The organism is Leuconostoc sp. DB-1, assembly GCF_013414845.1.
Taxonomy (GTDB): Bacteria; Bacillota; Bacilli; order Lactobacillales; family Lactobacillaceae; genus Leuconostoc; species Leuconostoc mesenteroides.
This window is the reverse complement of sequence record NZ_JABFNJ010000001.1, coordinates 275601-298485: the sequence shown is the minus strand read 5'-3', so window position 1 is coordinate 298485 and position 22885 is coordinate 275601. Positions and strand designations below refer to the sequence as shown.

The 22885-nt window shown below is 38.7% G+C and carries 18 protein-coding genes and 1 pseudogene; 2 read left to right on the top strand and 17 right to left on the bottom strand.

Annotated elements, in window-relative coordinates; all coding sequences use genetic code 11:
• Window positions 1-60 precede the first annotated feature (60 nt).
• From cydB to HFP47_RS01415, 3 genes are all read right to left on the bottom strand, one after another.
• Window positions 61-1074, bottom strand: coding sequence for a cytochrome d ubiquinol oxidase subunit II (gene cydB, locus HFP47_RS01425; RefSeq protein ID WP_011679386.1), 1014 nt, complete (start codon window positions 1072-1074; stop codon window positions 61-63).
• Complete coding sequence (locus HFP47_RS01420; RefSeq protein WP_014324409.1) at window positions 1071-2549, bottom strand: cytochrome ubiquinol oxidase subunit I; 1479 nt, start codon at window positions 2547-2549, stop codon at window positions 1071-1073. The genes cydB and HFP47_RS01420 overlap by 4 nt, the downstream gene beginning before the upstream one ends.
• A 204-nt stretch (window positions 2550-2753) precedes the next feature.
• Window positions 2754-3053 carry a DUF1292 domain-containing protein gene (locus tag HFP47_RS01415; RefSeq protein ID WP_011679384.1) on the bottom strand — a complete coding sequence of 100 codons (300 nt, stop codon included), beginning with the start codon at window positions 3051-3053 and terminating at the stop codon, window positions 2754-2756.
• 216 nt (window positions 3054-3269) lie between these two features.
• Between HFP47_RS01415 and HFP47_RS01410 the strand changes: the two are divergent.
• Window positions 3270-4504: pseudogene (locus HFP47_RS01410) on the top strand (ISL3-like element IS1165 family transposase).
• Window positions 4505-4686: 182 nt separating this feature from the next.
• Here the strand turns inward: HFP47_RS01410 and ruvX are convergent.
• The 8 genes from ruvX to gnd form a co-directional block, all read right to left on the bottom strand.
• Complete coding sequence (ruvX, locus tag HFP47_RS01405; protein ID WP_014324408.1) at window positions 4687-5118, bottom strand: Holliday junction resolvase RuvX; 432 nt, start codon at window positions 5116-5118, stop codon at window positions 4687-4689.
• Window positions 5118-5369 (bottom strand): IreB family regulatory phosphoprotein, encoded by a 252-nt coding sequence (locus HFP47_RS01400; RefSeq protein ID WP_004164519.1) that lies wholly within the window; start codon window positions 5367-5369, stop codon window positions 5118-5120. Before HFP47_RS01400 ends, ruvX begins: the two co-directional genes overlap by 1 nt.
• A gap of 96 nt (window positions 5370-5465) precedes the next feature.
• The gene (alaS, locus tag HFP47_RS01395) at window positions 5466-8147 is read right to left on the bottom strand and encodes an alanine--tRNA ligase (protein ID WP_014324407.1); all 2682 of its coding nucleotides are present in this window, start codon (window positions 8145-8147) and stop codon (window positions 5466-5468) included.
• Between the two features lie 256 nt (window positions 8148-8403).
• On the bottom strand, window positions 8404-9738 hold the full coding sequence (locus HFP47_RS01390) for an aspartate aminotransferase family protein (protein ID WP_011679381.1): 1335 nt from the start codon (window positions 9736-9738) through the stop codon (window positions 8404-8406).
• A 74-nt stretch (window positions 9739-9812) separates the two neighbouring features.
• Window positions 9813-11243 (bottom strand): APC family permease, encoded by a 1431-nt coding sequence (locus tag HFP47_RS01385; protein ID WP_011679380.1) that lies wholly within the window; start codon window positions 11241-11243, stop codon window positions 9813-9815.
• A 223-nt stretch (window positions 11244-11466) separates the two neighbouring features.
• Entirely contained in the window at window positions 11467-12849 is a 1383-nt protein-coding gene (locus HFP47_RS01380; RefSeq protein WP_025267858.1) for a gluconate:H+ symporter, read from the bottom strand.
• An 89-nt stretch (window positions 12850-12938) separates the two neighbouring features.
• Complete coding sequence (gntK, locus tag HFP47_RS01375; protein ID WP_042252751.1) at window positions 12939-14477, bottom strand: gluconokinase; 1539 nt, start codon at window positions 14475-14477, stop codon at window positions 12939-12941.
• A 107-nt stretch (window positions 14478-14584) separates the two neighbouring features.
• Window positions 14585-15493 (bottom strand): phosphogluconate dehydrogenase (NAD(+)-dependent, decarboxylating), encoded by a 909-nt coding sequence (gnd, locus tag HFP47_RS01370; protein WP_011679377.1) that lies wholly within the window; start codon window positions 15491-15493, stop codon window positions 14585-14587.
• A gap of 129 nt (window positions 15494-15622) precedes the next feature.
• Between gnd and HFP47_RS01365 the strand changes: the two genes are divergently transcribed.
• Window positions 15623-16477 carry a MurR/RpiR family transcriptional regulator gene (locus HFP47_RS01365; RefSeq protein ID WP_004164526.1) on the top strand — a complete coding sequence of 285 codons (855 nt, stop codon included), beginning with the start codon at window positions 15623-15625 and terminating at the stop codon, window positions 16475-16477.
• Window positions 16478-16547: 70 nt separating this feature from the next.
• On the opposite strand, the gene budA is transcribed toward HFP47_RS01365, so the two are convergent.
• The 6 genes from budA to HFP47_RS01340 all read right to left on the bottom strand — a co-directional run bounded on the left by budA (window position 16548) and on the right by HFP47_RS01340 (window position 22829).
• On the bottom strand, window positions 16548-17267 hold the full coding sequence (gene budA, locus HFP47_RS01360) for an acetolactate decarboxylase (protein ID WP_179875942.1): 720 nt from the start codon (window positions 17265-17267) through the stop codon (window positions 16548-16550).
• 79 nt (window positions 17268-17346) lie between these two features.
• On the bottom strand, window positions 17347-17691 hold the full coding sequence (locus HFP47_RS10480) for an EamA family transporter (protein WP_257229681.1): 345 nt from the start codon (window positions 17689-17691) through the stop codon (window positions 17347-17349).
• Window positions 17631-18266, bottom strand: coding sequence for a DMT family transporter (locus HFP47_RS01355; protein WP_257229680.1), 636 nt, complete (start codon window positions 18264-18266; stop codon window positions 17631-17633). Before HFP47_RS01355 ends, HFP47_RS10480 begins: the two co-directional genes overlap by 61 nt.
• A gap of 108 nt (window positions 18267-18374) precedes the next feature.
• On the bottom strand, window positions 18375-19331 hold the full coding sequence (locus tag HFP47_RS01350) for a cation:proton antiporter (protein ID WP_050884026.1): 957 nt from the start codon (window positions 19329-19331) through the stop codon (window positions 18375-18377).
• Between the two features lie 172 nt (window positions 19332-19503).
• The gene (locus HFP47_RS01345; protein WP_050884027.1) at window positions 19504-20850 is read right to left on the bottom strand and encodes an MFS transporter; all 1347 of its coding nucleotides are present in this window, start codon (window positions 20848-20850) and stop codon (window positions 19504-19506) included.
• Between the two features lie 113 nt (window positions 20851-20963).
• Window positions 20964-22829: an acyltransferase family protein gene (locus HFP47_RS01340; protein ID WP_179875941.1), complete on the bottom strand. Its 1866-nt coding sequence runs from the start codon at window positions 22827-22829 to the stop codon at window positions 20964-20966.
• Window positions 22830-22885: the final 56 nt, after the last annotated feature.

Below are 22885 nucleotides of genomic sequence, written 5' to 3'. Positions count from 1 at the left end.
CCAAACACTCTCCTTAAATAAAAAAACGCCTACAATCAATTGTAAACGTTTTTAGAATTATTATTCAACTACCTTATCAGCTACAATACGCTTACGGAAAACCCAGAAACTCCATATTTGATATCCTAATGTCAATGGTAAAGCTGTTAATACAACAAATGACATCACTTTTAATGTATATGGCGATGACGATGCATTAATAATTTTTAAACTGTGTAACGGATTGTTAGCTACCATTAAACGTGGGAATAGGCCAACGAATATTAAGATAACGACTTCAACCAAAGTCAAACCAGATAAAATAAATGGGAACACTTCTTTTTTCTTATTAACCGTTAAATACCAACCAATAACTGTGGATAGGACAATTGCCACTAGTATAATTAATGTCCATAACAATTTAGTTTGGAAAAAATCCGTGTAGAAGAACAGCAGAATTGCAAATAGTGCTTCTCCAGCCAACAAAATTGGATATAGAACTTTCAATTGTGCCATTGCTCTTGTGCGAATATCACCGATAATACGCAGTCGTGTATAATTCAAGCCATGTACATAACTCATTAATGTGACAGCAATACCGCCCACAAGCGTAAATGGTGTTACATAATCGAAAAATCCAGCCGACAAGTTTCCCTTAGCATCCATTGGCATACCTGATACCATTGCAGTAAAAATCATTCCTAAGAAAAATGGTGCGATAAACGAGCTAATTGCAATGAAACGTTCCCACAACTGTGACCCCTGAATGGTAGGCATATGTTCACGAAATTCAAAGGAAACACCGCGATAAATCAATGCCATCAGTACAATAAACAATAGTAAGTAAAATCCTGAAAACAGTGATGCGTACCAATAAGGGAAAGCTGCAAACATTGCGCCACCCGCAGTAATTAACCAAACTTCATTGGCATCCCAATGAGGTCCGATAGATTCATACAGCGCTTCTCGATCATCTTGATTACGGGAATTGAAAATAAACTGCATGCCAATGCCAAAATCATAGCCTTCTAAAAAGAAGAATCCTGACCATAATATGGCAATCAAAACAAACCATAATATTTGTAAGAAACTCATCTTGCTGCCTCCTCACTTCCTGCTAAATCCTCATATGGATCACGTGGTGATAGCTCTTCCTCTTTTTCTGCATCAGGTCCATCATGCAACACACGACGAGACAACCAGATCATAACGCCGCCAAGTGACGCGAAGGTTAAGAAGTAAACTATATTTGAAATGAGTAACGAAGCGGCAGAAACATTCGGTGATACAGCGTCAGCGATTGTCATTAATCCATATACAACCCAAGGATAACGTCCTAATTCTGTTACCAACCATCCCGCGGTATTCACAACAAATGGGAAGAACGTCATGATTCCTAGAATCCATAAGAACCAACGCTGAGTCAAAATTAAATTCGTTTTTCTACGATTGAACCAAAGCGCTACAAGAGCCACCATACCTAATAATCCGGCGCCAACTGCCATCACACGGAAAGCATAGAATAACGTATTTTCTGGCACATAGTAATCTTTAATGCCATCATGTGTTTTTCCATATTTTTTTTCAAATTGCTTGTTTAACTCAGTTGTCCCTACAGTTGTTCCACCAGTTAAGGAATGATTTCCTAGAATTGATAGTACGTATGGTACCTCAATTCTTGCGATTACTTTATGTGTTTTCGGATTAGTAACAGATAACAATGACCAAGGCTGTGCTTTATCAGCGCGTTTTGACGAATCCATTGTCTCATCAACGCCTTCCATAGCAGCGTACTTCATTGGTTGCATAGACTGCAACTCAAAAGCATGACGATCCCCGGTAATTACCGTACCACCAACACCAATCAAACCAACAACTAAAGCAATATTAATGGACTTACGGAAAAAATCAACCTGCACATCATCTTTTTTAAGCTTCAACAACTTAAATGCAGACATTCCTGCAATGATAAAGCCACCGGCAACAAAAGTCCCCATCAAAACGTGCGGAAATTCAATCCATAGCTGTTGATTTGTCATTAATGCAAAAATACTTGTCAGCTCGGCACGCCCCATATTATTATCAATGGCATACCCAACAGGATTTTGCATAAATGAGTTAGCGGCCAAAATCCATAACGCTGATAGGCTAGAGGCAATGGCTACAATCCAAATAAAAATGACATGAATTGCCGGTTTAAAACGGTCCCAGGTAAATGACCATAAACCAATGAAGGTTGATTCAGCAAAGAAAGCAACGAGCGCTTCTATTGCTAATGGTGCACCAAAAATGTCACCTACATAACGTGAATATGCCGACCAATTCATACCAAACTGAAATTCTTGAATAATACCCGTTACCACACCAACGGCGAAGCTAAGTAAGAAAATTTTGCTCCAAAATTGGGCCATTTTCTTATACACTTCTTCCTTTTTAATCACATACATTGTTTCCATTGATGCAACGACAACTGCTAAACCAATTGACATCGGTACAAAGAAAAAATGAAAAATCGTGGTCATCGCAAACTGAAAACGCGCTAAATCAAGTATGCCCACTAACGTAACCATAATAATTCCTCCAAAAGACACGATCAAAATTTCGACATGTCTACCTCAAATATTTAAACTAACTCTAAACTAAGTAGTTTCTACCTTTTCTAGTTTATCACTTGATAAGCTACGTTGAAAGTAATTTGCCCCTTTTTAACACAAAATAAAAATACCCATGATGTTTGAATCATGAATATCAGTATTTATTATTAATGCACACTATTAATTAAAATTTGAATCGTCTTCAAGGAAAGTATTCAAAACTTCTTCAACCATATCCCATTCTTTATCATCTTCAATTTGAATTAATTCTTCTTCTGTAGCATCGCCGTTTTCATCGGGGTTGAAAATGTATGCTTGAATATCAACTTCTTCATCATCTTCAATACCTTCTGGTACTAACAAAATATAGTCTTTATTGTACTCATCTGAATGGAATGTGAATAACACTTCATATAATGCTTCATCGCCACTTTCATCAATTAACGTAATTTTTTGTACTTCTGCGTTATTTTCGCTCATTTTCTTTTCCTTATCAAATGTCATAAGTTCATTATACAATAAAAGCCTTGTTCCGTATAGGGACAAGGCTTTTATTCTGGGTCTAGAATTTTTGGTGTTGGAAAGTATTTCCATTCCAAAAGTACTAGGCCCTTTTTGATAACAAAAAAAGGCATCTAAGCCTCCCTAGTGCTATGCTTTAAGCGACGAAACTCAAGATAAGCGGGGTAGGAATAGATGTCTCAACTAGATAATACACTTAAATTACTGGGAATTACAGACACAAACATTCAGGTGTTCGGTACTCGTGATGAATTTCATGGTCGGGGCTCGGGTCGCAAAAAGTATTTGGTCATCCAGGCAGAGCTTACCTACACACTCAGGCGCTGTCCCAGCTGTGGATACAATACGTTGCACCCTAACGGACACAAGCTCACTCATGTCCACATGGACCCATGGACCGGCCCGTAATTCTAGAGCTAAACAAGCAACGCTGGCGTTGTAGTAACTGCCATAGCACTTGTACGGCCACCACTCCAGTGGTATCAACCAACCACGCCATCGGTCACGGACTAGCGACTCATGTGCTGAAGCTAGCCAGTAAATCACTCCCGGCTAAGACTATCGCCAGTCTCACCGGTATTTCGACAAACTCAGTTCAGCGTATTTTGACGGCTAATATTCATCCACACGCGAGCCGCCGGTTACCGATTAATCTATGCTTTGATGAATTCCGTTCCACGCACGGCTCCATGTCGTTTATTTGCATTGACGCCGACACTCACAAATCAGTTAAAGTACTTAGCGACCGCCTTAATAGAACCATCAAACAGTTCTTTCTTAGTCAGTACAGCACCGCAGAACGGGCCGCGGTTCAACGCGTCATCATGGACATGAACGCCTCCTATCAGGCATTCGTGCACGAACTATTCCCTAACGCCGAACTCATTATTGATCGGTTCCACATTATTCAATTAATGGGCCGGACGATGGATAACATTCGCACTCAATGTTTAAAGCAACTCGACAAGCATTCGCGGGAATATAAAGTACTGAAATCACTATGGCGCCTATTCCACAAGGCCAACCCTGACGCACAAAAGAGCCGCTACCTCTTCGGCCTGAATGAGTACTCGACCGAACAGAACGCTATTGATATTGGAACCGATACGTTTCCGGCCTTCAAAACAGCTTATGAAACCTACATCGATCTCCACGATGCTTTGATGGGGCGTCACGCTGATGAACTCAAGAATATCATCACTAACTATCAGCCTAACGGCACGCCCCTAGATACGGCCATGCATACCCTACGAAAGAATCTTAATGGAGTAATTAACGCCGCCAAATCGTCCTACTCTAACGGACCGATAGAGGGCATCAACCGTAAGATCAAGGAGCTCAAACGTGCTTGTTATGGCTTCTCCAATCAGGCCAATATGTTCACACGCGTCTACCAGCTGATTGCCTAGATTGTCTACCACAATAACGTCACGATGGTAGGCTTATTTGTTATGCCTTCAAGTACGATATTCAGACAACACACCAGATTAAACGCCGCAACTAATAAAACAACAAAAAAGATCTCCCACACGAGGAGATCTCCAAAGGATAGAAACTATCCTTCAACACCATTTGACAAACTTCCTTTATTCTACTTGGTTAACTTGCCTTTCGAATCTAAATAATTTTGTAAAATAAATTCAGCAGCTATTTTATCGATAACTTTTTTTCGCTTTTTACGTGATATATTAGCTTCTTCAATGAGCATACGCTCAGCTTCTACCGTAGTTAACCGTTCATCCTGAAAATCAGTTGGTAAACCAAAGGTTTCCTCAATCAACTTTGCATAGTTTCGGGATGCTTCCGCACGTGGTCCCTCACTATTATTCATGTTTTTTGGCAAACCAAGAACAACACCTGTTGCGTTTTTCTCTTTGATGATCTCTCCCAATCGATCAATGCCAAATTCTTTATCATCCTCGTTGATGCGGATGATTTCAACACCTTGCGCTGTCCACCCCATCGGATCACTAACCGATACACCAACTGTTCGACTACCAACATCTAGTCCTAATATGCGCATTATTTTTTCAAATAGGCGTGTACAAGTTCTTCAATGATTTCATCGCGTTCATGACGTTTAATTAAATTACGTGCGTCATTTAAACGTGGAATATAGGCCGGATCGCCAGACATCAAGTAACCAACTATTTGATTAATTGGATTATACCCTTTTTCTTCCAATGAACTATACACAATCTCAAGTGTTTCATGGATATCTTTTGGCATTTGATTACCAAAATCAAATATTGCTGTTTCATCTCCTACTGTCATAGTACACGCTCCTTTCTTTAGAAATTATCTCCATACTGCCTTGTTTATTCACTAATTATACTACGCTATAATCACATCAATCAAGTTACAAACAAGTTACTTATCTGCTAAGAATGCCGAAACTGCGGCAAATGCATCTGGAATACCTGCAGGCTTTTTCCCACCAGCTTGAGCCATATCCGGACGTCCACCGCCACCGCCACCTATATGTGGTGCAATAGATTTAATGAGTTCGCCGGCCTTAATGCCCGATTGATTAGCATCTGGAGCAGCAGCAACAATCAAACTTACTTTTTCATCAGCAACGGTTGCTAGTACCAAAACATCTGATGGATAATTTTCTTTCCAGTTATCCGCAACTTGTCGTAAGCCATCCATGCCAGAAACCTGTAACTGGGCAGTAATATAAGTATGTCCATTGACAGTTTTTACATCATTAAATATTTCACCTGCTGTAGCATTAGCTAATTTAGCTTCTAATGATTCGGCATGGCGCTGTACCGTACGTAAATCAGCTTGCAAATCATATACTTTCTCCGGAGCATCGGTCAGTTTTTGTGCTTTCAAAGCAGTAGCTATTTCCTTCAAAGCTTTTTCCTGAGCCTTATATTGTGAAAGTGCTTGTAGACCAGTTACCGCTTCAATACGGCGTACCCCTGCACCAATTCCTGATTCACTAACTATTTTAAACAGACCTAACTCTGCGGTTGAGTTAGCATGAGTACCGCCATCAAACTCTTTGTTGAAGTCACCAATGGATACAACACGGACCTGATCACCATATTTCTCACCAAATACGGCAACTGCACCTAATTTTTTCGCAGACTCAATGTCAGTTTCTAACCAAGTAACCGGTAGGTTCTTAGCAATTTCTTGATTCATCATCGATTCTATTTTATCAAGATCTTCGCTTGAAACGGGTCCCTCATTATTGAAATCAAACCTTAAATATTCCGGTTCTACTAATGAACCCGCCTGATGAACATCACCGCCAAGTACATTACGTAATGATTGGTCTAACATATGCGTTGCTGTATGGTTTTTGGATACGGCGATATGACGTGCCATATCAACCTTCAAATCTACTTTATCACCAAGAGTAAAGCTTGAAATGACATCAACAGTATGAATATGTTGTCCGTTTGGAGCTGTTTGAACATCTGTCACATGAGCAATCACATCTCCATTGGTATTCAAAACATCACCAAAGTCAGGCACTTGTCCACCCATTTCGGCATAAAAAGGTGTTACATCAAAGGCTACTTGTACGGTAGCATCAACATCAGCATTATCCAATAGCGCATCAACACCTTGTTCATCTTCGCCAATAATAGCAACGATTTCCGCATGATTGACTTCAGTTTGGGACCAACCGACATACTTTGAATCGACACGCAAATCAGTTAATACAGCATTTTGAACGCCCATTGACTTAGTATTAGAGCGTGCAGCACGAGCGCGAACGCGTTGCGCTTGCAACTCATCATTGTATCCATCCACATCCACTGTCAACCCAGCATCTTCAGCTTGCTCTTGCGTCAACTCAAGTGGGAATCCATAAGTATCAGATAATTTGAAGGCATCAGCACCACTAATTTGTGTCTGACCCGTCTTTTTAGCTTCTTTAATCACATCATTCAACAAAGAAAGTCCGCCTGTTAATGTTGCATTAAAACGCTTTTCTTCAGCAGCAACAGTCTTTTGAATCTTGGCAGTGTTGGCTTTAACTTCTGGGTAGTAGCTTTCCATTATGTCCCCAACAATTGGTACCAAGTTAGTTAAAAACTGTCCTTTAATGCCTAATTTTTGTCCATGCAAAACTGCGCGGCGCAACAAGCGACGAATGACATATCCACGTCCCTCGTTTGAAGGCAAAGCCCCATCCCCAATTGCAAACGTTATTGCACGAATATGGTCGGCAATTACTTTAAAGCTCGTATTGACCTCTGAATCTTGGCTATCATCATAGGTAAATTGATTTGATAATTTCTCTGTGGCCCGAATGATAGGTAAAAACAAGTCTGTATCAAAGTTAGTGCGGCCATTTTGGAAAACAGATACGACACGTTCAAGCCCCATACCAGTATCAATGTTTTTGTGCGGTAACTCAGGGTATTGTGAATTATCTGTTAATCCTGGTAAATGATTAAATTGAGAGAAAACAAGATTCCAAATTTCTAGATAACGTTCATTTTCACCACCCGGATACATTTCTGGATCATCATCAGGTAAATCTTGAAATGAACTGCCACGATCAAAGAATATTTCAGAATCAGGGCCAGAAGGTCCCTCCCCAATGTCCCAAAAGTTGTCTTCAACTTCATAAATGTGACCATCCGGCAAGCTAGTTTTTTCTTCCCAAATTTTTCTGGCTTCCTGATCTTTAGGATACACAGTTACATACAATTTTTCAGCATCTAAGCCATACCACTCAGGACTAGTCAATAACTCCCAAGCCCAAGGAATTGCTTGTTCTTTAAAATAATCACCAATTGAAAAGTTGCCCATCATTTCAAAAAGTGTATGATGTCGAGCTGTTTTTCCAACGTTTTCGATATCATTGGTACGAATTGCCTTTTGAGAATTGGTGATACGTGGATTATTTGGGACTACTGTACCATCAAAATATTTTTTTAAAGTCGCAACACCGGAATTAATCCATAACAATGTTGGATCATCTTGCGGAATTAGATTTTTTGAAGGTACAACTTCGTGACCCTTCGAAGCAAAAAAATCTAAAAACATTTGGCGAATTTCTGCTGAACTCAAGTCTTTCATAAAAAATTTTCTCCTTAAATAATATAAAAAGACCAAAACAAAGTGCGGACGCTCTACCGTGGTACCACCGCAATTTGTAATGATCTTGAATAAAATCTTTACCTTTATGTCTCATAACGCTGAGCAGCGGTGATTTTTCAATCACAATTAAGTCTGGTAGCGCAAAAAAGCCAACGTGTGCTTTTCATCACCCAGCACATTTCTAACTGACGGACGGCTAATTCGTATGTCCAGAATTCCTAATCATTATATCATATTACCAACCAATGTGATTATCAGTTTTTGGTAATGCAATTTTACCCGACGCTAAATCAGAAAATGCTTTTTCTAATATTTCAAAGGCGCGCTGCAACTCCTCTTCTTGAATAACTAGTGGGGGTTGAAAACGCAAGGTGTTTCCTCTTAGGCTAATCATAATCGCCCCTAACTCAAAAATACGATAAATTAACTTATTAGTTGCCTCATTATCAGGTTCACCATGATCATTGATAATATCAATACCACCATTCAAACCATATAAACGGACGTCTCCAATAAAGGCATAACGTTTAGCAGCAGACTCAAAGAATGCTTTAGCCAACTCACCCAGTTGTCGAGAACGTGCAACTAAGTTCTCCTCTTCAATAACGTCTAGCGTTGCTAGCGCTGCCGCTGCTGTTACTGGGTTACCAGCGGTCGTGTAAACATTAGCTGGTGCTTGCAGACTGTCCATAATTTCTTTGCGCCCAATAACTGCACTTAAAGGCAATCCACTGGCAATCGATTTACCAACACTCATTAAATCTGGGGCAATTCCAAAATGATCAATTGACCACATTTTACCAGTTCGTCCAAGGCCTTGATTAACCTCGTCGACAGCAAAAACAATGCCATGTTCACGTGTAAACTCATAAACCAATTCAACATAATGTTGTGGTGCTTTGATAATTCCACCATCACCTTGAATAGGTTCAATAATAACTAACGCCACTTCATCTGCTGGTAAATAAGTCTCAAATGGTAATTTAAACTGTTTAAATAAACGTTCGGAAAAATCATTGTCGCTTTCTCCGGCTATTCGTTGCGTCTGATCAGGAAAAGGTACTTTCACCGTGTTTGGCAATAGTGGCCCAATTTTTCGAGTCATATTCAAGCTGACTCCTGAGATAGAAAGCGAACCATATGTGGAGCCGTGATAAGCACCCGTAAAACTGACAACATATTGTCGCCCAGTATATCCACGGGCAAACTTGATAATCGCATCGTTTGCATCCGATCCCGAATTACCAAAAGCAACTTGTTTTTGGAAGTTCCCTGGTGCTACATTCACTAAGCGATCAGCTAATTTTGCAGTCACCGTGTTAGCAAAATATGCAGGCGTATACTGAATTAATTTTTGAGCTTGGCTAGTAATTGCTTCCACAACCTTTGGATGTGAATGACCTGTATTAGTGGCACTTGCACTAGCCAATAAGTCAATATACTCATGCCCATCTGCATCCGTAATGATGGCTCCTTTTCCGTGATCAATGACAATATCAAAATATTTAACCCGCGTTGCATTTGCCAAGTGAATTTTTTCTTCTTCTAAAATCTCTTTATTTTTTGACATTTTTAGCAGCTTTCACATTTATTTTTAGATTTATATACAAGAAAAGCCCTGTAAATTCAGGACTTTTTGTTAGATTATTTTTGAGACAACTTACTATGCTTAGAACCGTAAACGGCATAAATGATTATACCGACCACAAACCAACCAAAGGCATAAATCTTTGCTTGATTATCCAACTCATAGAAAATAAATCCAGATCCCAATGCGGCCAATGCTGGCATCACTGGGTAAAATGGCATTTTGAAGCCAGGTTCTTGTATATCTTTACCTTCACGAGGACGCAATGCATAAATACCAAGAGAAACAATGATAAAGGCAATCAATGTACCGGCAGAGATCAAACCAGCTAATTCAGTAAAGCTAAATACTGATCCAATCAAGATAGCAATGACTGACAATACTAACAAAGCATTGTTAGGTAATCCTTTATCATTAACTTTTCCTAAGAAACTTGGTAACAAACCGTCACGACCGAAGGCGTAAAGCAATCGTGAACCAGCCAGCATCATACCAATAATTGCTGTAAACATACCGATTAAGGCAACCACTGATAACAAATTAGATGTAAATTCATGACCTGAGTGCAATAATGCCCAGGCAGCAGGAGCGGCATTGTCTTTATACTCTGTATAGTGGAACATACCAACTAATACAAGCGCTACTGTCACGAAAAGGATTGTTGCTACAATTAATGAACCAATGATACCTCGAGGCATGGTCTTTTTGGGATCCTTTGCTTCAGCTGAACTAGCAGCAATTGAATCAAATCCAATGTAGGCTAAGAAAATTTGTGAAGCACCTGCGAATATACCCGACCAACCACCAAAATCAGTGCCTGCCTTATGAGCAGGTATAAATGGTACATAATTACCAGGGTGAATAGCTGTTAAACCAACACCAATAAAGATTAAGATAACTAATACTTTACCAACAACCAGCACATTTTCAACACGAGCCGTCGTGTTTGTTCCGCGCCATAGCAATACTGCGACAATCAAAACCGCAAATAGTGAAGCTATGTCGATGACACCGCCATTTCCAGCAGCAAATGAACCAGCCAAAGCCTTTGGCAATACTAAGTTATGTGAGCCAAGGAATAATTTGAAGTTTGCTGACCACCCTGAAGCCACGAAAGCGACAGCGATGAAATATTCCGCCAAAAGTGCCCAACCGGCAATCCAGCCAAATACTTCACCAAAGACAACGTTTGCCCAAGAATAGGCAGATCCGGCAAATGGTAATGCCGAAGCAAACTCCGCATAAGCAAACGCAGCAAGTCCTGAAACAATTGCCGCAATTACGAATGAAATTGCAACCGCTGGTCCAGCATGGTTAGCTGCAACAATACCTGGTAAGGTAAAGATAGCTGTAGATACGATAGTCCCAATACCTAAAGCTAACATTTCTTTAACACCTAACGTCTTACGTAGATGTCGATCACTAGTGGTAAAACTAGCAGGAGTCGCTTTATGTAGCCACCCTGTTCTTGTTTTTGATTCTGACATATGTTTATCCCTTCAACTCTATAAAAGTTACTTTAATATATTAACATTTTCTAATTTTATTGTCAACGTTTCCCATATAAGGAATGATTATGCCAATCAAATTATTATTTTCGTTGGATTTTGATAATAAAATAGCGTTTCGATAAAGTTTAATAGAATAAATCTGTTACTTACCACCTTTCCAAATTAAAAATGCTATTCCAATCGGAATAGCATTTTTAATTTAAGCAAATACTGACGTTAAAATCAAAATAATAATCAAACCAGTTACGGAAATAATTGTTTCCAAAACAGTCCAAATTTGGAATGTCTGCTTAACTGATAAGTCGAAAAATTCTTTAAAAATCCAAAATCCTGCATCGTTCACGTGTGAAGCTATTAATGACCCGGCACCAATAGCTAACGCTACGAATACTGGCAATAATGTGTTACCAGGATTGGCGGCTAAAATACCCGTAACAATCCCCGCCGCAGTCATACCAGCCACTGTAGCTGAACCAACTGAAACTCGTAAGACTGCCGCAACAGCCCAAGCAAACAACACAATAGCAATCGGGCTCATGGCACCACCAGCTTGGAAAATCGTCGCAATCTTGTCAGACAACCCCGAAGTAACCAAGACACCACGCAAGGCGCCACCACCACCAACAATTAACAAAATTCCAGCAACAGCTGACATTCCTTCGTTCAATGATTTTCCTACTTCAACCATTGTTTTCTTTTGCCAAATACCCATTGTAAAAATAGCAAAAACTAGTGCGATTGTCATAGCTACTGCAGGATTAGCCACAAACTCGACAATTTGATCAATTGTATTTGGGTTCTTTGGCGTTACACCACCTGTGTAAATTAACTTATAAATTGTAGCAATGATCATGAATATCAATGGAAAGACAGAAGTTAGTACGGACAAACCGAACTTTGGTGTCGCATCCAAGTCATACTTTTTTGCGGGTCCAACTGCTTCAATTTCTGTTTTAAATTGAAAAGCATCTGGTGCATATTTTTGTGCTAATTTTGTAAATGCTGGGCCGGCCACAACTGCAGTAATTACTGATACAATCAAACCAAAAATCAACATCATTCCAATATTAGCACCTAAAGCTGAGGCAACAGCTGTTGGCGCCGGCTGTGGTGGCAAAAATCCTTGTGCCGAACTTAAGGCAGCTGTCATTGAGATACCTAAGTAAAGCAATGGCACGCCAGCTTCAATAGCAACAGCAAATACGATTGGAATTAACAACACCATACCAACACCAAAAATCATTGAGATACCAATAATAAACGATGCGATCAATACTGCCCACTGCAGACGCTTAACACCAAACCAATCAATCAATGTTTTGGCAATACGGTATGATCCACCTGCATCAGCGACTAAACGACCAATCATACCACCAAAAATAAAGATTACCGAGTTTGGACCAAGAATATTTCCTACTCCTTCACTACCAAGCACGGCACTTGGTATCTCCATGGGCTTCATGCCAAGCAACAAGGCAAGAATAAAAGCAGTAATAATTAGTGAAACAAATGTGTTTAACTTTAACTTTGCAATCAAAATAAGCAAAATCAAAATTGACACAATCAACATAACAAATTCCATCTACTTGCATTAACGGTCTCTGACCGTTATCTCCTTTTCATTTACAAATACATTCTTCCCCCACTCATACTCAGTAACTATTTACTAAACTATTTTGAATGCTTCCTTTGATAATTAGCAATATTTTGATATTCTGTCTGCAATTGACGAGATAATCGGATAAAGATTGGTGCTAATTCTCGATAGGCTTCAAAGTTTTTTGGCTCAGGAAAATACGTATTAGCTGCCCCAATGTATTTCTCAATCTCATATAAACTATCAATTTTTCCTAGTGCTTTTTGTGCAACAATAACTGCGGCCAGCGCCCCAGATTCAAATGCCTCTGGAACTGTGACAGGTTGTTCAAAAATATCCGCAAACATTTGCCGCCATAGTGGTGAGCGTGCGAAGCCACCCGTTGCTTGGATTGATTTCAAATCACCTACAACTTCTTCGAGTGCCAAGCTAACCATAAATACATTAAAAGTAATACCTTCTAATACTGCGCGTAACATATGTGCACGCGTATGCCCATGATTAAGACCAAAGAACGAGCCTCGCGCATTGGCATCCCAAATTGGTGCACGTTCACCACCTAGGTATGGATGAAAAATCAACCCCTCGGACCCAGCCGGAATACGCTCGGCAATTTCCGTTAACAAATCATAGGAATCTTTTCCAAGTAACGCAGCTGTTGATTTTTCAGCATCAAACATATTATCACGTGCCCAACGGAAGACATCTCCACCATTATTAACAGGACCACCCACAACCCAATTATCTTTATCCAAAGCATAGGTGAACGTACGACCTTTAGGGTCGATAACCGGTTGCTCTGACACGACTCGAATAGCACCTGAAGTACCAATTGTAATTGCCGCAACACCAGGTTTAACTGCGTTAACACCTAGGTTTGAAAGCGGCCCATCACCGGCACCGTAAACAAATGGTGTGTTTGCTGGAAGACCAATCAACGCAGCATATTTTTCAAACATACTTGTTTCGTATTCATAAGGTTCAACTGGTTGTGGCAGCTGTTCTTTACGAACACCAGTTACTGACAAAGCTTGGTCATCCCAATCCAAATTAAAAATGTTGAACAAACCAGTGCCAGAAGCAATAGAAATGTCCATCTTATTTGAACCAAAAAGTCGATAGAATAAGTATTCCTTAATGCCCAAATAATGCGCTGCTTTTTGATAAATATCAGTATGTTCTGATTTTAACCATAATAGCTTGGACAATGGCGCCATTGGATGGATAGGTGTACCGGTATTTTTATAAATTTGTTGGCCTATACCGTTGGCCTTCAATTCTTCGGTGTATTTCACCGCACGCGTATCTGCCCAAGTAATGGCGCGTGTCAATGGGTTCCAATCTTCATCAAATGCAATTAATGAGTGCATTGCTGAACTAAATGATACGGCAGTAATCTGATTACCTTTATTCAAATCAGCTACACGTACAACCTCTGATAATGCGGAAACCAATGCCTCAAAAAGTTCATCAAGATCTTCTTCAGCCATATCAGGCAAATCACGGTACAAAGCATAACTTTTATTCGCACTTGCTACGACAACGTTCTTATCATCAAACAGAACTGCCTTCGTTGATGTCGTGCCGATATCAACTCCTATCATATACTCCATTTGTTTACCTCCAATCGATGTTAAGCGTTTAATATTTTCTCTCCTAAACAGAAAAAGCTCCCTTAAGCGGGAGCTTTGTTCATTAAGCTGAACAGTTTTTCTATTAATTACTTAGCTGCGTCCATTGCGTGACCGCCGAAGCCGTTACGCAAAGCTGAAACAACCTTACCAGTAAATGTGTCATCTTGCAATGAACGGTAACGCATTGCTAATGATAAGTAGATAACTGGTGCAGGTACGTCCAAGTCCAATGATTCTTGAACTGTCCACTTACCTTCACCTGAAGAATGCATACGACCAGCGATAGCATCCAAATGTGGATCCTTGGCGAATTGTTCTTCAGCCAATTCCATCAACCATGAACGGATAACTGATCCGTGGTTCCACAACTTTGAAACAGCTTCATAGTCGTAGTCAAATTGTGAGGCTTCCAATACTTCGAATCCTTCAGCAATTGCTTGCATCATACCGTATTCGATACCATTGTGAACCATCTTCAAGTAGTGACCTGAACCCAAACGACCTGTGTACAAGTAACCATCTTCTTCAGAAATTGACTTAAACAAAGGTTCGATGATCTTCCAAGCTTCGGCATCATCGCCACCAATCATGAAGTTACCACCATTACGGGCACCATTCATTCCACCAGAAGTTCCGGCATCAAAGAACTTAATACCAGCAGCAGATGTGCGCTTGTTTTGTTCCAAGTTATCCTTGTAGTTAGAGTTACCACCATCAATAATGATGTCACCCTTGTCCATCTTCTCAATCAATGTATCGATTGTTGAGTTAGTTGGTACACCAGCTGGCACCATAACCCAAACTGCCTTTGGAGATGGCAACTTTGACAACATATCATCAATGTCAGAAGCAGCTTCAACTGATGCTGAATAGTCAGTTGCTTCCTTAACAAAGTCAGCGTTTAAATCAAACGCAACAACTTCGTGACCGTTATCAACGGCGTTCTTTACCAAGTTCAAGCCCATCTTACCAAGGCCGATCATCGCAAACTTCATGTCTACTTACCTCTTTGTTTTTTGAGTTTTTAATACACTTTTATTATATGAAAATAATTTACACATTGCAACCTTATTATTGAAAATTGTTTTCTAATCTTGTATTATTAGTTTATTGGAGCATTAAAAATGGCAAATAACATCATAGCCCAATTACGGGCACAACGTAAACAATATAATACAACTGAACAAAAATTAATTGATTTCATTATTAATCATGTTAGTGAAGCTCGAGAGGCCAACATTCAGGAAATGTCTGAATTATCAGGTGTTTCTACCGCCACTATTTCACGTTTTGTCAAAAAAATCGGCTTAGAATCATTTCGTGAATTTTCTGTTTCACTAGCAAGTGCTGCCACGCAAATGGCAGCATCTGTCGATTTATTTGGAGAAATAGCTGATACGGATGATACCATTGCGGTTGCTCAAAAAGTTTTTGGCGGTGCAGAAAATGCTTTAGCAGCAACCGTTAGTAACTTAACAGCAACACAGTTGGACGAAGCCACATTAGCTTTAATATCAGCTCGTCGCGTTGGCTTTTTTGGTATCGGTGGATCATCTATTGTTGCTTTTAATGCTTACCATAAGTTCTTGCGTACTCCAATTGACGTCATCGCTCATCCAGATTACGATGTTCAATTAATGCAAGCCGTTAAACTTAATTCAAATGATACTGCAGTTGTTATTTCACATTCCGGTCGAAATAAAGACACACTTCTCATCGCAAAAAAGTTGCACGAACAACATGTTAAAATTATCGCAGTAACTTCATTTAAAGATTCGCCGCTAGCAAAACTAGCGGATCTAGTATTATTATCATTGGCAGAAGAAGTTAATTTCCGAAGTGAATCCATGAGTTCGTTAATCGCACAACTTACAATCATCGATACTTTATTTACTTTAGTTGGTTCACATTTATCGCAAGATACTCAGAGTGTTGTTGATACCATGCGCGATGTTATTGAAGAAACAAGATCACATTAAAAAGGAGCTCAATGAGCTCCTTTTTTTGATATTATTACTTTTCACATAGCATTCGCCAAAGGAAATACTGCTAATTTTTTCCGCCTTCACTGGCCTCAATGGCTTTATCCAAACCAGCTATATCCTGATTCATGCTTCTAAAGTCAGCATTATTAATAGGTAGATGTTGCAAAAAGTTATCAAAAACTTCTAAAGTACCATCGACATCTGTTGCTTCAAAATCTAAAACGTGCCCAGCAAAGGTTAAATCATCTGACAAAAAGTGTAAATGCCACCCTGCTGCGGTTGGACCGCCAAAAACTTTTGGTGCATAATATCCAACTAATGTACCAGTTATGTTGTCTGCTTTGAATTCAGGCTGCTGTTCAGCTACTTGTAACAAGCTTGGATATGGCTTCTCTTGTTTTGTTACAATACGAACCTGAACGTGGGCAAACTCACCATGCAGTTTTAAGGCAGAGAAAACGTTAAATAACTGCTTATCTTTCAAGTTCTGAGTCAAATTACTATATTTTATTTTTTTAAAAGGTAATTTTTGGCTTGCCTCTGGTTGATCAAAATGGATTGATGCAAAAGGTAATGTAATTTGTTTATCAGTAATGTGGTGAACTTTTCCTGTACTATCAGCTTGATAGGCTTCCCCGTTTAGAAAAATAGCTTCGCCGTTGAGACCCTCAAAAGTACCAATGCCAGTGTCCCCATGTTCCAACATTTCAGCGACTGTTATTGTCCCTGACATTTGGCGCGCTACTAATTGTGCTAATGTACCATGTTGATATATTGTTGTCATGTTTTGCCTCACTTCTTACCTATCATTTTAAGTTTATCAGTATAATAATGCAAATAAACCAGAAAAATTGAGCAAATACTTAATTTATTTTGGGATCACTAAGCCTTTTTTTAAAGATACGTTCGAGGGGTAAGCTGATTAAAAATATTGTTGAAATAATGAACAAGATTCCTAAAACTTGAAACATCCTTAAGTGAACGTGTAAAAGTGTCACCGACAAAAGAGTCGCCACCATCGGCTCAATGGTAGATAATAAACTTGCTGTAGTAGGTTTTAATTGGCTCAGGCTCATAACATATAAAGCATATGGTAGTAATGTGCCAGCTATAATAATAAACACCATGATAATCCAGTCTTTAGTGCTCACCTGAGATGGTATATACCAAATGGGATGAAAAAAGTTCTCAGCTGTTCCACCAACCAATAACCCCAAGCAACTACAACCAAGGGTGACTGTTTTTCAAGCAAAGGTTTTGGAATAAGTGTATACGCAGCTAAACCAAATGCAGATAGTATACCCCAAAATAAAGCTTTAGAGTTTACTACTAACTGATTGATGTTGCCATTAGTAATTAACAAAAATACACCAGTTAAGGCAATCAGAATTGACCAAATATCTAAGCGAGAAGGTAGCGTTCTCGTCGCTAAACTCAATAAAATAACAATGATAGTTGGGCCAAGTGATTGCAGAATGGTTGCTGTTGCTGCGTCACCAAAGTATACAGATAAAAAGAAACTGGATTGTGCTAACAAAACACCAACGATACCGTATAAAATAATTAGAACAACATCTTTTTTGTTCAACCATATTTCAAAAACCCGACGGCCTGAAAAACAAAATAATACAATTAACAAAATTATTCCTGACAAGCTCATTCTGACACCAACCAGCCACTCCGGATTAATATTTTGATTACGAAATAAAATACTTGCCAATATGCCACTAATCCCAAATAAAGTCGCACTTAAAACCCCACAAATTATGCCCTGCTTTTTCATCCCAATTGATCCCTTTCGAATACTAGTTATAATTTAGAATAACCTAATCGATGAGATTCGTATACCTATTTTGTCATTATATTCTTTTTTTAATATAAAATAAGCTTTTTATATGTTAGCAAATAATGGTTTCATTAAAATTGGCGCAATGAGCGTAGAAAAAATAATCACCAAGATAAGCTCTCCTGAGACTGCAGCGCTAATGACTTGTGATGATAAACCTATCTGTGTAATGACTAATGCCATTTCCCCTCTCGATACCATACCCGCACCAATAGCTTTTGCAGCTGTATCGTTCAAGCCAGATATTTTAGCTCCAATCCATGATCCAACAAATTTTGTGATAATCGCTAACAAAATAAATAAGACAATCGCTACAATTTTATTGTTCAATTGTCTTATCGAAACATTCAAGCCTATTGATCCAAAGAACATAGGATAAAAAATCCACTGTCCAACCCGATTTGTATTTTCGAATATTTGATCCGCAATCAATGTTTTCCTCAGAAAAATGCCGATAACAAAAGCAATTAATGGTAACAGGCTACTCATATTGAAGCCACCATTACCAATAAATACGGAAAATAAAGTAACGGCTAGCAATGAAATGACATCGTCAATTATGGCGGCTGACAATATTATTGCGCCAACTGCTGATGTTAATTTTTTTTGCTCAGCTAAAACAGCTAATGTAATTGATATTGATGTGGCAGAAAAAACTATACCCGAAAACAAAGAGACTGATACACTATATCCCATTAAAATAAACGCAATTGGAAATGCAATCATCGGAATAACAACACCCATGATTGCTATTAATGATGAAGCTTTGACATATTTTTTCATTGTTTTCATATCTGACGCCAATCCAGAACTTAGCATCAATATAAAAATACCAATTTCAGACAGCACATGAACTAAATGTGTGCTATGAACGACGTTTAAAAAGCTCATGCCCAAGACAATGCCAGCAAGTAATTGACCTATGACCTCTGAAAGGCCTAGTTTTACAGCTACTTTCCCGAAAAATAGAGTTACTGTGATTAATAATAGAACATTTATCATATCGTTTATTTCTCCTAAACAAAAAGAAAAAAGCTTCAAAAATCAACTAGCTCCCCGACTAGTTAACTTCTTGAAGCTTTCGCCCAACCGTTAATAATTTATTATATCCAATACTAGCATGCTTTATCGTGGAACGCAATCAAGTCGGCATCACATCTTCTCAACCGAATAGTTAATTCGACTTGATTCTGACTGTCAGTAGTAATCCAATGAGTGGCACAACAATAAACCAGCGACTTGTCATTAACAACGCATGTACAAATGATGAATTGGCATTAATTGCGGTGATTAAAATAGAAGCAACAACCACACTTCCTGCACCAATGACTTGACGCATCGTAGTAATAATCGCAGTACCATGACTAACTAAATTTTTAGGTAGTGCGTTATTTGCCGCAGTAATTGCGGGCATCATAATGAAAGCATTGCCACCTTCAAGTAACATAGCTGCTATCAAACACGCTATCCACGAATCTGACCCTAAAGTACCCAAAATTGCATACCCTACAAGCATCATTGCCATACCAATATAAACTAATTTTTTTAACCCAATTCTGTTAAGCATCGCCCCTGATCTTGGGTTCAATTGACTTAGAAAAATTGCTGCAGGTACCATGAGTAGTCCTGACCACAATGGGCTAAAATGAAAAACTTTTTGATAAAACAAAGGCATCAGAACCGTTGCAATAATTAGTCCTGAATATGATAATCCCGTTAAAAACATAGCTGGAACATAGCCTCTGTATTTGAGCACCGCTAAATCTAAAAACGGTTGAGGTAATTTTACTTGACGAACGATAAATATGGCTAATAAACTGACACTAATTATTAAAATCAACCACCATGAGAAGTTAATTCCTGATGTTGGAATTATTGAAATGTCATACAAAATGCCGCCAAATCCGAGTAAGGTTATAGCCGAAAACCAATCGAATTCAGATGGTTTCATAGTGTGCGTGTTTTCTATTTTATTTTGCAAAACAATAATCAAAATCAGCAATATGACAAAAAATAACATAAATAAAGCACGCCAAGAAATCCATTGCAGGACAACGCCAGAAATAATCGGACCAACAGCTAAGGCTGAACCCATAACTAAACCAACTACGCCCATAGCTACACCTCGTTGATTTTTATCAGTATTTTCCATGATGACACTTTGAAATGTTGGAAATAAGGCCCCCACCGCTAAACCTTCTAACAACCGACCGATAATAATACCTGTAAAGTTGGGTGTAACCATAGCCAAAAACGTTCCTAGTAAAAAGAGGGCTACAATTCCATTGAGTAATTTACGTAAGGACACATTATCCAAAAGCCAAGGACTTAGCGGCATGACTAGTGTCATTGCAACCATAAAACCTGTTGTTAACCACTGAACAGTGCTCGCGTTAACATTAAAACTTTTCATCAAAATCGGATAAGCCGTTGTCATAGTAGATTGACTAATCGACATGATAAATGCAATCGATAATAACGCAAGTGAAAATGGTGTTAATTTTCTGATGTTTTTAAACATAATACCCCCTCAAACACTTATTTATATTCATTCTAATATAAATAAGTATAAAATTCAACTTTTGACGGATAATTTATAATGATATTATGTTAAAACGTTGCATGCGCTAATTCTTACTTAGTTTTGTTCACATCACCTGTTTTTTCAACAATCAATCTGACGTAATTTCGTGCGCCAAGAGGTCCTTGGTGGACACCATCATCAGCGAACCAATCCGAATGTTTTTTTGCCAAACGATACCAGTCAATAATATGTAGATTTTTATAATCATTATTAGCTTTCGCCAACATATCATTGTTATCTTTCTGCCAAGGTTTACTCTGTACTAAATTATTAATCCAATAAACCTGTCGCTTTGTACCAAAGGTTTTCATCATGCAATCTAAATCTTGTCTTCTAATCTCACCATTTGTTCCTAATCCTACCAAGATGTTCGGTGCCAACTCATCGTTGCGAGCCATTTTTTTCACTAAATTCGGTGCCTCGTAGGCTTGGCGCCCCACCTTTGCGTCGACCACTATCTTGGGATTAATGTCTTGGAGATATGGTGCTGAATCTAACATAACCGAATCACCAATAGCTGTAAATGACATATTCTTGAAGCTCATGTATTGTGCAGCGTTTAAATCATATGTTGCAATTACTTTTTTATCAGCTGCCGACATGTTTTTATTACTTGATCGCTTAGAAGAGTGTTTAGCCGATTTTTGAGCGATTTGATTACTTTTTTTCACCGCCAACTTATTTTTGAGTAATTTCTTTTGTAATTCAGTCTGTGGTTGCGGTTGACCAGCATTTTGACTTGCCAATCCATGACCTATGAAAAACAAAAAAATCAGCGCAGGCGTTAAAATTAAGAAAAATCGATTACGTGATTGCACCAACCAATGACCAACTTGGCGCAGGTTTTCTCCATTACGACGGAACAAATTTTCAACATAGCGGTAGCTCAATTCACTTAGCAACAGAACAAGCGCAATTTCAATCAATATATTCAAAACATTTGGTTGATAATGTGGGATAAATTTTTCGTAAAACACAAAAACTGGTAATTGATATAAGTAGATACTATAGGAACGTTTCCCTAAATAATTTAAAAGTTTGTTATCCAATATTTTGGCATGCCAGGAAGCCGGATGAGCTGTTACAGCAACCAAAACAGTACTTGCTATAGTTAACAAGTACATTAATCCATAATAAGTCGCAGGATGTTGCCCATTCAACCACAATGTTCCTAATCCCCAAAGTAAAAAGGAACAGAATCCCGCAATATTAAGATAGCGTTGCACCTTGCTACTAACATGATTAGAGAGCTTAATCGAGGGCCAAACAAATGCTAGGGCTGTGCCCAATAGGATAGCAAATAGTCGGGTATCCGTGCCATAATATACTCGATTAATAGCAGTAGGATCATACAAAACAGCCATTAATGTTGCACTAATTAATGAAAGCAAAATTAGTACACTAGCAATATTTATTCGCTTCAAACCCAATCGTAAAATAGCCCAAACAACTATCGGCCAAATAAAATAAAATTGTCCCTCTATCGAAAGTGACCATAGATGTGTGAAAGGCGAAGCACCACCAAATTGTTGAAAATAGGACGGTCCATGGCCAATTGCCCAAAAGTTAAAGACATACAATAAATTAGTTTCAACAGTAGGACGTAAATTGTAGACTAACTGATGATCAAAAAGCAAAATCACCGCAGTCACTATCAACATCATGGCTACTAAAGCAGGATACAAACGCTTTAATCTGCGTTTATAAAACTTAAAAATTGCAATCTTGTGATTACGATCAAACTCTTGTATCAATTGATCAGTAATTAAATATCCTGAAATCACAAAAAAAAGTGGCACGCCAAACCAGCCACCGACAAATTTTGTGGGCATTAAGTGAAATAAAATAACACCAATGACAGCTAAAGCACGTAAGCCATCAAATCCCTTGATATAACGTCTTTTTGGACTTTCCATAATTTTGACCGTTATGTTCCCTCAATAATCTCAAATACACGAAATCTACATCATTT